This window comes from Pseudomonas sp. xss_2 (assembly GCF_043104195.1).
Lineage (GTDB): Bacteria > Pseudomonadota > Gammaproteobacteria > Pseudomonadales > Pseudomonadaceae > Aquipseudomonas > Aquipseudomonas urmiensis.
In genome coordinates this window covers 79,420-92,942 of record NZ_JBICKL010000041.1, presented here as the reverse complement: position 1 = coordinate 92,942, position 13,523 = coordinate 79,420, and the positions used below count along the sequence as shown (strand labels likewise).

Below are 13,523 nucleotides of genomic sequence, written 5' to 3'. Positions count from 1 at the left end.
GCGGAAAACCAGGGGTTTCGGTAAAAGACTCTTGCGCGCGCGCGACTTGCGTTCAATCGTCGCCCTGGGCTAACGCCGTGCTCGCTTGGCGCCCCGGGATCGCCCCGGGCCGCTCGCACAGGTTCACGCCAGCTCGAAGTACCACTCGAGGAAGGCGTTGAAATCTGGGTATTGAGGCTTGACCTTGCCGGCGAGGAAGTCCACCAGCAACGGCCCTGCCTCCAGCTCCAGCACTTCCCCAGTGCGGGTGTTATAGAAGAAACCGTGCTCAGCCTGGAAATCATCCAGCGGCAGGTACTCCTCCGGCAGGCCCATATCCCGTGCGGCTTCAATCGAGTCTTCGTAGCTGGAGTTAACCAGGAACCAGCCTACCTGGAAGATCTCGGTGTGGCGGCTAAGGAAGGTAGGCGAATCCTCGACATGCAAAAAGAACTCGACGAAATCGGAGTCCATGGGGATACCCAGGTCGCTCAGGGCTTGCTGGTAGTCCTCGAAGGCATCATCGAACCACCAGCCCTTGGCTTTGCAATGGTCGATCAGTTTTTTGGAAAGCATGTCAGGCTCCACATCGGTTTGGTTTGCCACGGGCCTTCATGGCCGCGTTAGCGCGTTGTTTCCAGTATGCATCACGGTCAATGTCGAAAGCGCTCCGATTGACCGGATTGTGGGGGTGAGCGTTGGGCAAGTGCGGATGCAGGGCATTGCTCTTGCGGAAGCGGTTATGGGTCTTCGCCGAAAGTTCGAACAAGGACCCCAGCCCATCCTGTTTCGAGTGATGCAGGTGCACCACTTGGTACTTGCCGTTCTTGACGATCATGGGGCTGCGATTTTCTTCCAGCACCAGTTGCATGTTGGTCTTCACGCCATTCTTGGTCTTGACCTTCAAGTCCCAGTCGATCTCCTGCTGATAGACCGTATGCACATTGCCAGAAGGCGCCTCGAACACCGTTCGGGTGAAGATGCCATCCAGGCCGAGCGGGTCGATCCAGGTGAACGGGTTGGGCCCATAGGCATACAGGTTCAGGCCACCGTACAGGCCAATCGGGTCCGGTTGGGTGAAGCGCCCGATATCGGGGTCGTAGTAACGGTGCAGGTTGTAGTGCAGGCCGGTTTCGCGATCAAGGTACTGACCCTGAAAGCGCAGATTCTGCTCGTCGATGAAGCGCGCCTCGCGCTCCTCGCGCAGGGTATTGCCCCACACCTGATAGCTTGCTTGCCAGAGCAGCTTACCCTGGTCGTCGGTCAGCTTGTTCGGCAGGCCATTGACGTCGTTGTGGAAGTGGCAGACCTGCTGCGTCTGGCCCTGGCCGTCGATGCGCGCAAGTGGCTCGAAGCCGTCGTTGGCATAGACGTAGACGCTAGCGCGGCCATTGCGTCGCTCGCTCAGCAAGCGCTGGCCCTCCCAGGTGAAGCAGGTCTGGTTCAACAGCCGACCCTGGCCGTCGTACTCGGTTTTTTCCAGCCTGCGTCCCAGCGGGTCATAGCGCATGCGCAGCACGCGTTCGCGCCCTGCCTGATGGCTGTCGACCCGTATCAGGCGGTGCTCGGCGTCATAGTGAAAATGCTGCGTGCCCCAGCGACGGCTGCGTTTTTCCAGCAAGCGGCCGAAGGCGTCATAGCGGTAGCGTTTGTCCTGGTAGTGGCTCAGGCGATTATGGCGAACCGGTTTGGCCGGCGCCTGCGCGGGGTCTATCAGGTTGGCGGCAGCATCGTAGGCGAAGGCTTCATGGGTGCCATCGTGAGCATCCTGGCGGGCGATTATCCGGCCGGCCGCATCGTGGCGTAGCCACTGTTGATGCTGTTGGCCGGGCTGCTGGCTGAAATGCCCCGCCAGATCATCGGCCAAGCTCCACTGGTAGCTCTCCTGGAACGGCGCCAGCAGCTGGGAGGCTTGGTCGAGCTGGCGAGATTGGCGTCTGTGCAGCCGCCCGCTGCGGTCGTACTCGCTTTGCGTCGCCAGGCGACCTTGCACGCGCAAGGTCTCGCGATGCAGGCGGTCGCGTTCGAAGTCGCAAAGCAACAGGCCGTCGAGGTTGATGTGGTGCAGATGGCCATTGCCGTAGAAATGCCGATTGAGCCAGCGGCCGTCAGGCAACTGGGTTTGCAGGGGATTGCCCAGTTCATCGTAGACCCGCCTCAGTACCCCGCCTGCAGTGTGCTCCTCGGTGTTTTGCCCCAAGGCGTCATAGGCGAACGCTACCCGTTGCGTGTTGCCGTCGCGGTCAGTGCCGAGCACTTCCAGCAGTTGGTCCAACGCGTCGTAGCGATACTCGGTGAAACCATCGTCGGTGGTCTTGGTGACCATTCGCCCAACGGCATCGCGGGTGTACTGATGGACGATTGCCGCTGGGTTCGCCTCGGCGAACGCGGGCGAGGGGTAAAACTCCAGCGCGATCAGGTTGTCCGTGGCGTCATAGCGGTAGCGGCGTCCGCCGCCGTCCAGCTCTTGCTGGTCAATCAAGCGATCGAGCGGGTCCCAGCTGAACCGATAGTGCTCGCCGTTGGCATTGCTCAGGGCACTCAAGCGACCGTAGGGATCGTAGCGATACTCCACCTGGTGACCGAGTGGGTCGATGCTTTTCCAGGCTTTGCCTTGCCGATTGAAACTGTAGAGGCTGGTCTGCCCGCCTGTATCGCTGTAGCGCACCAGCCGGCCCAGGGCGTCGTGCTCGAAGTGCTCCCGACGACCGTCAGGTTGCACGATGGCGGTCAGGTAGCCACGGATATCCCGCTCATAGGTGGTGCATTCACCCAAGGCATTGGTCACTGCCTGCAAGTGGCCGCGGTGATCGTAGTCGAAGCGGGTTGTTGCAGCAGAACAGTCGGTATAGCGCTTGAGTTGGCCCAGTGGGTTCCAGTGCAGTTGCTTGTGCTTGCCTGCCGCATCGATGATTTCCACGACCTGGCCGTGCGCGTCGTAGCGGTAGCGTGTGACCTGGCCCAGCGGGTCGGTCTCACGGGTGCGATTGCCACGCGGGTCATAGCGATACTGCCAACGATTGCCCGCCCTGTCGGTGCGCGCGCGCGGCAAGGCCCAGTGCTCCAGCCACTGAAACGACTCGCTGCGGCCAAGCGGGTCGATGCTTTCGGCCAGGTTGCCCGACTCGTCATAAAAGTACTGCCATTGGCCGCCATCGGGCGCCTGGGCGCCGAGCAGTTGGCGCTCATCGTTCCACTCGAAGTGCCAGGTGTCGCCCAGCGCATTGGTGAACGAGGTGACCTGATACTGCGGGTTCCAACGACGGGTCGAGACCCGTTGCAGGCCATCGGTGATACGCGTAATGCCCGCGCCAAGGTCATACTCGAAGCGATACTCGTCGCCTTCGTTGGTCCAGTGTCGGACCACCCGCCAACCATCGTCGAAACTCGCCCACTCATAGCAGCACTGCAGGCCGTCGTAGGTCTGGTGCAGGGTCAGGCGAGCGCCGCCATCGTAGCCGAACTGTCGGGTGGGGCGGGCCAGGGCGTCTTCAACCTGGGCCAGGTTGCCGTTGGCGTCATAGCGGTAGCTGACCAGCGTTTCCCGGCTGGGCTGGGGCTGATTTGCCTGAGGATAGTGACGATCAACCGCGAGCAGCCGCTGGGGCCACTGGCTGCAATAACGCAAGTGGATCTCGATCTGCCCGCTACTGTCGCGCAAGCGTGCCAGACGGCCGAGGTCGTCGTATTCCAGGTAGAGGCGGTTGTCGTTGCGGTCGCCCAGCTGGCTCAGGCGCAGGCGATCAGGGTTGCCCGGCGTAGGCTCGAACAGCCGGTACACCCCTTGCAGGCTTTCGATCAGCAGTTCGCCATTGAGGGCGTGACGCACGCTCAAGCCTTCACTGGCACTGAATACCGCATCGCCCTTGGGAATCTGCCCCATGTCGATGACTCTGGCTTGCTCATCGGTGAACAGCAGGCGTTCTGTGCCCGCGTCACGCTTGAACTCGACGAAGACTTCGTAAGCCACGCTCCAGCCGGGGCCAAACAGCCCGTCGCGGCGTTCATCGCGGCTGTTGTAGTAGCGCTGCCAGGGCAGCGGGATCGGGCCTGGCAGGTTGAAGTCCAGGTCCTCCTCGCCGTTGAGCAACTTGGCGCCAGTGGGCGCGTGGACCGGATTCGGCGAGCCGACGATGGCAGAGGTGAGGGCGCTGGTGACCTGGCCACTGACATAGCTGCTCACGCCACCGATCAGCATGCAGCCAAACCGGCTGTAGAACTTGCCACCGCGCCCGCGCAAAAGCATCAAGGCGGTGATCGCCAGGCCGATCCCAGGCGTCTTGCCGCTGCGTATCTCGCGGACCACGATAGGCTCGCCGCCGATGCGCACATTGTTCGACACCAGCCCACCGTCGACGATCACCGCTTCACAGGTGCTGCGGTCGCCACTGCGCGCAGCCGGATGGCCATTGATCAATACCTTGCTCGAACCTTCGGCGAGGTATTGCGGCGGCATCGGCGGGTGCTTGCTGCACACGACCTTGTCGTCGTTGGCTTCCTGGGTGTTGGCGGCGGGGCTGGCGACGGTGGGGCGCCACATCTGCGAGAAGAACCCCTTGGCCATGTCCAGGAAGGATTCCTCAGGCTCATCGGTACCCTCTGCGCCGCCTTCCAGTGGCGCGGGGGGCGCGATAACCACACCTGCTGCGCGGGCTGCCGGTTTACCGTTGGTCTTGGTGTCGGGGGAGCCTGAAGCGATGGTCGCCTGCACCGAGGGCGGAAACAAAAAATTGCCGATACCCTCACATAATCGACTGAGCCCAGTGTCGGCGCCGGTCGCCGCCATGGCCACACCCACCACCAGGCCCACCACTGCGCCGAGCACGAAGCAGCCCAGCCCGCCAGTGGCTACGGTGATGCCCAGGGCCGCAGCGACGGCTGCCGTCGCCAGGGCGCCGATGGCCACGGTGGCAGCAACTTCCAGCACGCCGCCGACGATGTCGGCCATCATCGAGGTGTGCAACAGGGCATCGCCTTCGCGTGCCGCCCACAGAGCGTCAGACATGGAAGGGGATCAGCCGAGGTTGTCGAAGTCGAGCGATTGTTTGATCGCCAGCCAATGCGCTGCCTCAACTTCGCCCAGCGGCTGCGGCTTGACGTAGCTGAGCGCGAACATCCGGCGAGTGCCGGGCAGCACAAAAGCCAGCTGGTACTGGTAGACCTTCTCCTGGCCCTTGCTGAACTGGCTGCTCAGCTCGATCGCGTCAATGCCTGTGGCGCCCACGCGCACCGCCTGGGCGGGCTGGAAGTTGAGGTCCTTGACCTGCTGTTGCAGGCGCTGCAATTGGCCATCGAAGTTGCTTTGCAGGGTCTCGCCCTCGGCCAACAGGCTACGGCTGACGATCAAGGAGGTGCCCAAGGCCTCGAAGCGCAGGATATTGATCGTGGAGTCCTGCACAGTGGGGTCAGGCAGGGCGAAGCGGAATTCGTTGAGGCGGTAGCTCATGGGGCATCTCGTTACTTGCTGGAGTCGGGGAACATGGCCTTGACCGAGTCCTGGATTTTTTTCTGCACACCTTGCTCATTCGCTGCGGTTTGCGCACCGCTGCCAACGTTCAGGTCGAGGGTGCCGTCCGTGTTGATCTCGGCATCTTTGCTGGCGTGGAAGCTGAACTGCACGCAGCTGAGGTTGATCTGCCCACTGGCATTGAGCTCGATCACGCTCTTGCCGCAGACCAGCCGCAGGTTGTCACCCACTTCCAGCAGGTAGCTGTTGCCGATGCTGTCGCGTTTGCTCGCGCCGACCAGCAGGACCTCGTCGCGGCGCACTGCGCGCAAGCGATCCTGGCCGATGGTGATGGTCTCCAGCATGCCGACGCTCTGGGTGCGGTTGATGCCTACCGAAAGGGTCTCGCTCTGCTCGACCACGGTGTCCATGTTGCGCTCGGCATGCACGTACAGCTGCTCGGCCCCCTTCTTGTCTTCCATGCGGATTTCATTGAAGTTGGCCGGGCTGCCGCCCTTGCTCGAACGGCTCTTCATGCCGCTCTGGGTGGCATTGCCGGGCAGGTCGTAAGGCACCGTTTGTTCAGCGTTGTAGACGCGCCCGGTAATGATCGGTCGGTCAGGGTCGCCTTCGAGGAAACTGACGATCACCTCCTGGCCAATTCGTGGGATCTGCATCGAACCCCAGTTCTTGCCAGCCCAGGCCTGGGACACACGAATCCAGCAGGAGCTGTTTTCGTTGGATTGGTCATGGCGGTCCCAGTGGAAATGCACCTTGACCCGGCCGTACTGGTCGGTCCAGATCTCTTCGCCGGCGGGGCCTACTACCACGGCGGTCTGCGGACCTTTGACGATCGGTCGCATGGTGCTCGAAACCGGCCGATAGCTCTGCTGCGCAGCGATGCAGCTGAGGTTGCTTTCGAACTGCGCCGAGCCGCTGCCCCCGCCGGTCTCCAGGCGCTCCTGGACCACGTAGTAACGGGCAGAGACGATCAGGTACTCGCGGTTCTGGTCCTGGCGGGTAAAGCCGCTGAGGCTGAACAGATGGCCGCTACCCAGGCCGCGGGCGTTGCCGCGCAGCTCGACCCGCTCGTGCAGGCTTTGCAGCGACTCCAGGCGGGTGCGCGCATAGTGCTCGCCGTCCTGCGACTGTTCGTAGGCGCCGGGGTAGTCGAACAGCGGATAGTCGCCGGCCTGGTGCGGGCGTGGCATCGCCGAGCGTACGTCGATGCGTGCGCTGGGGCGCTGGAAGTCATAGTCGTTGAGCTCGAGCGAGCCTGGCTGCACTTCCTGGGCAAGGTGCCAGTCATTGATATGGTCGCGTTCGCGGTGCTGTCCATCCGGGGGATAGAAGGGCACCGACTCGTAGCCCGGCGCCTTGTGGTGGGCGCCGTAGGCGTCGGCCAGCACCAGTACGTGGCGCTCTTGTTCGTGGCGGAAGAAGTAGTAGATGCCTTCTTCCTCCATCAGCCGGCTGACGAACTCGAAGCTGGTCTCGCGGTACTGCACGCAGTATTCGCGTTCGCGATAGCTGCGGCTCAGGGCGTCCTCGAAATCGGAGAAACCCAGGTCGCGGAACACCTGCTTGATGATCTGCGGCGCGCTCAGGTGCTGGAAGATCCGGCAGTCGCTGGTGCGCGTCAGCAGCCACAGCCACGGGCGCAGGGTCACCCGATAGCTGGCGAACTGGCCACGGTCGACCGACTGGCTGCAGCGCGCGACGATGCCATGGAAATAGCGCGAGCCACCCAGGCTCAGCTGCAACGACAGGCTCATCGGCTTGCCGAGCAGTTGGTTGAGGTCGATCGCCGGATCGTCGCTGGTCAGTTGCAGCTCATAGTCGAACAGGCGGCCGAGTTCTTCGCTGCCGCCCATCTCGCTGAGCAGCAGCACGTCCGGGCCCAGGGGGCTGTTGATCTGCGCCAGGCGCGTGAGTTGCTTGAACAGCATGAAAGGTCCTGTCAGCTGGCGGCGCTGAAGTCGTAGTGCAGGTCATTGTCGCGGCGGCTGATGCTGACGCTGGCCAGCGGCTTGCCCTCCAGCAGGCGCGTGAGGAACTCGCGGCTCATGTCCGGCAGCAGGCCATTGGTCAAGATCGCGTCGATCATGCGTCCGCCGCTTTCGCTCTCGGTGCAGCGCGAGACGATCAGCTCGACCACGCCTTCGTCGTAGGCGAAGCCGACTTTGTGGGTGTTCTCCACGCGCTTGCGGATGCGCTCCAGTTGCAGGCGAGTGATGGCCTTGAGCATGGCGTCGCTGAGCGGGTAGTAAGGGATGGTCACCAACCGGCCGAGCAGCGCCGGCGGGAAGATTTCCAGCAACGGCTTGCGCAACGAGCTGGCGACCGACTCGGGATCGGGCAGCGCTTGCGGGTCGTTGCAGGTGCTGGCGATCAGCTCGGTGCCGGCGTTGGTGGTGAGCAGGATCAGGGTATTGCGAAAATCGATCTGGCGACCTTCGCCATCCTCCATGACGCCCTTGTCGAACACCTGGAAGAAAATCTCGTGCACATCCGGGTGGGCCTTTTCCACCTCGTCGAGCAGCACCACGCTGTACGGCCGACGACGCACCGCCTCGGTCAGTACCCCGCCTTCGCCGTAGCCGACATAGCCGGGTGGCGCGCCCTTGAGGGTCGACACGGTGTGGGCTTCCTGGAACTCGCTCATGTTGATGGTGATCAGGTTCTGCTCCCCGCCATACAGCGCTTCGGCCAGGGCCAGGGCGGTCTCGGTCTTGCCTACCCCAGAGGTGCCGGCGAGCATGAACACGCCAATCGGCTTGTTCGGGTTGTCCAAGCCTGCGCGCGAGGTCTGGATACGCTTGGCGATCATTTGCAGGGCGTGGTCCTGGCCGATGATGCGCTTGGCCAGGTGGCTGTCGAGGTTGAGCACCGTCTCGATTTCGTTGCGCGCCATGCGTCCGACCGGAATGCCGGTCCAGTCCGCGACCACCGAAGCCACCGCTTGGTAGTCCACGGTTGGCAGAATCAGCGGTGACTCGCCTTGCAGCGCGCTCAGGCGCTGTTGCAGGTCGATCAATTGCTCGCGCAGGGCATGGCTGCCCTGAACGTCGATCTCCTGATCGACCACGCCGACGTGTTCGCGCAATTGCGCGCGAGTGGCCAGCAGCTCATCGACCAGGGCTTTTTCTTCGGTCCAACGGCTTTCCAGCTCGGTGAGGCGCTGGCGCTCTTCGCTCAGGCTGGCCTCGACCTTGGTCTGGCGCTGGGCAGTGTCGACGCCGATGGCGCTTTCGCGGGCGATGATCTGCAGCTCTACCTGCAGGGCCTCGATGCGTCGGCGGCTGTCGTCGACCTCGGCCGGGACCGCATGCAAGCTGATCGCCACGCGTGCGCAGGCAGTGTCGAGCAGGCTGACCGACTTGTCGGGCAACTGACGCGCCGGGATGTAGCGGTGCGACAGCTTGACCGCGGCCTCCAGGGCTTCGTCGAGGATTTGCACCTGATGATGTTTTTCCATGGTCGAGGCAACGCCGCGCATCATCAGCAGCGCCTTGTCTTCACTCGGCTCGGCCACTTGCACTACCTGGAAGCGGCGGGTCAGGGCCGGGTCTTTCTCGATGTGCTTCTTGTACTCGGCCCAGGTGGTCGCGGCCACGGTGCGCAGGCTGCCGCGCGCCAGTGCCGGTTTGAGCAGGTTGGCCGCATCCCCGGTACCGGCTGCGCCGCCTGCGCCGACCAAGGTGTGCGCTTCATCGATGAACAGGATGATCGGCTTGGGCGAGGCCTGGACATCCTCGATCACCTGGCGCAGGCGCTGTTCGAACTCGCCTTTCATGCTCGCGCCGGCCTGCAGCAGGCCAACATCCAGGCTGCGCAGCTCGACGTCCTTGAGCGCTGGCGGTACGTCGCCAGCCACGATGCGCAGGGCGAAACCTTCGACCACCGCCGTTTTGCCAACCCCAGCCTCACCGGTGAGGATCGGGTTGTTCTGCCGGCGGCGCATGAGGATGTCGACCAGTTGGCGAATCTCTTCGTCGCGGCCGACGATAGGGTCGAGCTTGCCGCTGCGGGCCTGCTCGGTGAGGTCGACGGTAAAGCGCTTGAGCGCTTCCTGCTTGCCCATTGCCGCGGGCGCTACAGCGCCGCTGGCCTCGCCGGGAGCGGCGGCAGTGAAGCCGTCGCTGGCACCCAGGTTGTTTTCGGGCGAGTCGCCGACATACTCATCGAAACGCTCGCTCAAAGCCTCGACCTTGATCTTGGCGAACTCGCTGGACAGCCCCAGCAGGGCGTTGCGCAGGCTTGGTGTCTTGAGGATACCCAGCAACAGGTAGCCGGTTCGCACCTGGCTTTGGCCGAACATCAGGCTGCCGTAGACCCAGCCGCGCTCGACCGCTTCCTCGACTTGCGATGACAGGTCGGTGATCGAGGTCGAGCCGCGTGGCAGGCGGTCCAGCGCGTCGGTCAAATCCCGCGCCAGGCGCGCAGGTTCGATGTTGCACTGGCGTACGATGCGGTGCAGGTCCGAGTCCTGGAGTTGCAGAAACTGGTGCAGCCAGTGCGCCAGTTCCACGTACGGATTACCCCGCAGCTTGCAGAACACGGTGGCGGCTTCGATCGCCTTGTAGGCGACGCTGTTGAGTTTGCCGAACAGCGCGGCGCGGCTGATTTCACCCATGTTGCTGACTCCTTGTACCCGGTGGTGTGAGTGGCTGCTCGGCGTAATACCGGGCTAGCTTGAGATCGTTGGCATCGCGTGCTGGCTGGCCGAGCCAGGTATCGAAGCCCAGGCGTTGGCCTGCATTGAGTTGCAGGGCGGGGACCTGCTCGCGTTGCAGAATCAGGTTCAAATCCCAGTCCAGCTCGTGACCCTGGTACTCAGCGACCCAGGCGGCCAGTTCGATGAATGCGCTGCCGCCGGGCAGCAGGGCGTGGTACTGGTCGAGGGTCAGCGGGCCCAGGCACAGGCGGAACTTGTGCTGGCGGTCCCAGACGTAGCGGCCCAGGCACAGATCCACCCCCAGGCGATTGGCGCGCACGCCAAGCTGGCTGCGCTCGGGCAGCTCAAGCCATTGGCCGACGTACTCTTCAAGTTTCACCGGCACGCCGAAGTAACTGGCCAGGATGCTGCACAGGCCATCGGGGTAGCGGGTTTGCGCGGCCAGGTGGCCGGAGAAATGCAGCTTGGCGGTATCGGCCAACGGCCCCTGGCCTTGCAGGGCCGGCAGGCCACGGCCGCTCAGGGCGGCCAGGCGCGCGGCCCAGTAGTCATCCCCCGGGCGGTCGTGGCTGACCGTTGGCCGCGCCTCGGCCCAGGCCCGGTAGAACAGGCTCAGCAAGCGGTGGTGGAAAATATCCAGGAAGCGCTTGCTGGTATGGTCGGCGTGATTGCGCTGGCGTTCGCGCATGTGCTCGGTGAGGTGCAGCGGCAGTGGCCCGTTGGGGCCGCCGAGGCCGAAGAAGAACTGCTCGAGGCGCGCAGGCCGCTGTTCTTCAGCTGGGCTTACCGAGGCCAGGGTTGCCGGGGCGAACGCGCAGTCCAGGCGCTGGCCAAGGCGCACCGGCTCATCGGCCAGGCGCAGCGAATGGCCGAAGCGCGGCAGGTCGGGGTGTTCTGCTTCGAGCCGGCGCAGGGCCTGGAAGAAATCGTACTCCCAGGGCTCGGCCTGCATGGCCTCGAGCGTGTTCACAGGGTCGGTCGGCGTCCGGGCTTGGCTTTCCATCGCATGATCTCGCCGCGCTCAGTGGTGCGCAGCACGGTTTCGGTGAAGCTGTTGATGGACACGTAACGGGTGAGGAAACGTTCGAACACCGCGCCGAGCAGAAACACCCCGGTGCCGCGGAAGGCGTTCTCGTCGAACGCCAGGGTAATCTCCAGGCCACGACCGAAAACGATCGGCCCGGGCATCGGCAGGCGCCGGGTGCAGGCTTTGCTGCTGACCTCGCGCAGGCCGTCGATCTGCAATTGCAGCGCGCTGTCCTGGCTGTCGCCATACAGCCGGAGCAACTCGCGCAGGGCCGCTGCGCCCTGACCTTGCTCGGTCAGCGACAGGTAGTTCAGCGACAGCTGGCTGATCAGCCGCCAGGCGCGGTTGTCGTGGGCGTGGCTGGCGCGCGGGCGGCTCGGCCCGGCCAGGCAGCGCACGGCCGACACCGGGGCGCTGTCGGCCAGGCTGAAGTCGCTACGACCGTCGCCGATGTTCATGAACAGCGGCAGGTCGCGGTTACTGCACAGCGCGCTGATGCCCAGCTGGCGCAGGTCGTGGCGATAGGGCGCCTGTTGGCCGTCGACCAGGCTGACGAAGGTCTCGCTGCCCATGTAGCTCGAACGGGTGCCATTGCGCCGCTGTTCGCTGGACAGCACGCGCGGCTCACGGCGCACGATGTAATAGGACTGCTCGCGGCCATAGCGCGACGGATCGCGTACGGCGTAGAACGGCAGGAATTCTTGATCAGCGCCGGTGCCATGGCCGGTAACCCGTTGCAGCGAGTGGATCTCGAAATCGGTTGGCCGGGTGCGGTCGGCAATCACATGGTGTTCGTTGACCTTGTCGCTCAGGTGAATACGGTCGACTCGACGCGGGAACAGGTTGATCGCCGGGGTACAGAAGGGCACGAACTGGTTGGCCGTGACGCTGCTTTCCAGGCTCTGGTCAAAGCGCTCGAACAAGATCAGCAGCTCCAGCTCTTGGCCGCTGCAGCGTTTGACCGCGCGCTCCAGGCCGGCGAAATCGACGAACAGAAAGCGCTGTGGCAGGGCGAAGTATTCTTGCAACAAGCGGTAGCCCTGAAACGCCTGGGGCACCACCGGCAGCGCCGCCTCCTGGTCATCGAAGCCGCAGGGTAGCAAGGCTTGCTCGACGGGGATGCGCTCGACCCAGTCAGCCCCTGGCTGGCGAACGAACACCGCGCAGGCATTGCCCAGCAGTTGCTCGTAAAGACGAAACGGCGTTTCGTCGGCGCCGTTGAGGTACAGCGGCAGGTGCTTCAATGGCAGGCTGGCGAACGGCACTTCAGCGCCGCTGCGCAGGGTCAGGCGCAGCCCGGCGCGGGCCTTGGGCTCGCTGCTGGCAAGCCTGCCGAGCACCGCGCCGGGGTTGCCGAAGTACTCGGCGCGGGCCACTTGCAGGGGCCACAGGGTGACGTCCTGGGTGCTGCGAAACTCACAGGGTGTTTGCGTATCGCGGCCAAGGTTGGCGCGCAGCACGCTGCCCCGCGGCAGCTGGAAACCGGCGCTGAGCGAGCCTTCGTCGGGGTCGGTCTGCATCTGCACCACAGTCATCGACGGCGTCGGCGCCAGGTAGTGCGGGTAGGCGATTTCCAGCAGGTTGTGGGTGAAGGTCGGGTATTCGGCGTCGAGCTTCAACTGCACCCGCGCAGTCAGGTAGGCAAAACCTTCCAGCAACCGCTCGACATACGGGTCGGCGCAGTCGATGCCGGACAGGGTCAGGCGCCCGGCGATCTTTGGGTATTCCTGGGCGAACTCTGCCGCGCTTTCGCGGATGTGCTGCAGCTCCTGGTTGTACAGCTCGAGCAGGCGCGGGTTCATGCACGTCTCCGGCGGTCGGCGGGGGCCACGCGCACATGGCCCGACTCCAGGTCCAGGTCAGTCTGCAGCAGCAAGGGCAGGGCGGCCGGTTGCGCCCACAGGTCGCCTTCGATCTCGAAGCTCAGGGCGTTGGCGTTCATCTCGCCAGGTGCCGCCTGGGCCCGCACTTTCAAGGTGTGGGCAAGAATGCGTGGTTCGTAGGTGGCGATGGCCTGGTGGATGATGCGCTCCAGGGCGGACAGGTCGATATTCGAGGCACTGTTGCCGGCCAAGGCGGGCAGGCCGTAGTTGATCACCGAGGCGCCGGCTGGTGTGTTCAGGGTCGCCTGGGTGTCGAGCAGCGAAGTGGTGTTGAGCAGCCAGGTCAGGTCGCGCAGCACCGAGGCCTTGAGCTGTTGCAAGGACAGCACGCGTTTGTCGGCGGCTTCCTGCAGGTTGCCGGGCTCGTCGTCGGTCAGACGATCCAGTAACGAGGGTTGCAGAAGGTCGCGGGCGGCGATGTTGGCTACCACGGAAAAACTCCGCTGGAACAATTCGGGACCGCGTCGCCTGCTTCGCGAGCAAGCCCGCTCCCACAGGGGCAACCGATGG

Annotated in this window: 8 protein-coding genes; all 8 read right to left on the bottom strand. The window is 64.0% G+C overall.

Features of this window, described 5'->3' with window-relative positions; translation table 11 throughout:
• Window positions 1-123: 123 nt before the first annotated feature.
• Genes ACF8K2_RS06550 through tssE form a run of 8 tightly spaced genes read right to left on the bottom strand, consistent with a single transcriptional unit; the run spans window position 124 to window position 13,444 of the window.
• Window positions 124-555, bottom strand: coding sequence for a hypothetical protein (locus ACF8K2_RS06550; protein ID WP_392463993.1), 432 nt, complete (start codon window positions 553-555; stop codon window positions 124-126).
• A 1-nt stretch (window position 556) separates the two neighbouring features.
• Complete coding sequence (locus ACF8K2_RS06545) at window positions 557-4,984, bottom strand: RHS repeat-associated core domain-containing protein (protein WP_392463992.1); 4,428 nt, start codon at window positions 4,982-4,984, stop codon at window positions 557-559.
• Between the two features lie 9 nt (window positions 4,985-4,993).
• On the bottom strand, window positions 4,994-5,425 hold the full coding sequence (locus ACF8K2_RS06540) for a DcrB-related protein (protein WP_392463990.1): 432 nt from the start codon (window positions 5,423-5,425) through the stop codon (window positions 4,994-4,996).
• Window positions 5,426-5,436: 11 nt separating this feature from the next.
• Window positions 5,437-7,374 (bottom strand): type VI secretion system tip protein VgrG, encoded by a 1,938-nt coding sequence (locus ACF8K2_RS06535; protein ID WP_392463989.1) that lies wholly within the window; start codon window positions 7,372-7,374, stop codon window positions 5,437-5,439.
• Between the two features lie 11 nt (window positions 7,375-7,385).
• Window positions 7,386-10,061 carry a type VI secretion system ATPase TssH gene (gene tssH / locus ACF8K2_RS06530; RefSeq protein WP_392463988.1) on the bottom strand — a complete coding sequence of 892 codons (2,676 nt, stop codon included), beginning with the start codon at window positions 10,059-10,061 and terminating at the stop codon, window positions 7,386-7,388.
• A complete protein-coding gene (gene tssG / locus ACF8K2_RS06525; protein ID WP_264235233.1) occupies window positions 10,054-11,106 on the bottom strand; it encodes a type VI secretion system baseplate subunit TssG in 1,053 nt (350 codons plus the stop codon). Before tssG ends, tssH begins: the two co-directional genes overlap by 8 nt.
• The gene (tssF, locus tag ACF8K2_RS06520) at window positions 11,070-12,932 is read right to left on the bottom strand and encodes a type VI secretion system baseplate subunit TssF (RefSeq protein WP_186552837.1); all 1,863 of its coding nucleotides are present in this window, start codon (window positions 12,930-12,932) and stop codon (window positions 11,070-11,072) included. Before tssF ends, tssG begins: the two co-directional genes overlap by 37 nt.
• A complete protein-coding gene (gene tssE / locus ACF8K2_RS06515; protein ID WP_186552836.1) occupies window positions 12,929-13,444 on the bottom strand; it encodes a type VI secretion system baseplate subunit TssE in 516 nt (171 codons plus the stop codon). The genes tssF and tssE overlap by 4 nt, the downstream gene beginning before the upstream one ends.
• Window positions 13,445-13,523: the final 79 nt, after the last annotated feature.

What these genes read in the sequence shown, in the direction of transcription:
- ACF8K2_RS06550 (WP_392463993.1), bottom strand. Translation starts at nt 555, where the DNA reads ATGCTTTCCAAAAAACTGATCGACCATTGCAAAGCCAAGGGCTGGTGG.
- ACF8K2_RS06545 (WP_392463992.1), bottom strand. Translation starts at nt 4,984, where the DNA reads ATGTCTGACGCTCTGTGGGCGGCACGCGAAGGCGATGCCCTGTTGCAC.
- ACF8K2_RS06540 (WP_392463990.1), bottom strand. Translation starts at nt 5,425, where the DNA reads ATGAGCTACCGCCTCAACGAATTCCGCTTCGCCCTGCCTGACCCCACT.
- ACF8K2_RS06535 (WP_392463989.1), bottom strand. Translation starts at nt 7,374, where the DNA reads ATGCTGTTCAAGCAACTCACGCGCCTGGCGCAGATCAACAGCCCCCTG.
- tssH (WP_392463988.1), bottom strand. Translation starts at nt 10,061, where the DNA reads ATGGGTGAAATCAGCCGCGCCGCGCTGTTCGGCAAACTCAACAGCGTC.
- tssG (WP_264235233.1), bottom strand. Translation starts at nt 11,106, where the DNA reads ATGGAAAGCCAAGCCCGGACGCCGACCGACCCTGTGAACACGCTCGAG.
- tssF (WP_186552837.1), bottom strand. Translation starts at nt 12,932, where the DNA reads ATGAACCCGCGCCTGCTCGAGCTGTACAACCAGGAGCTGCAGCACATC.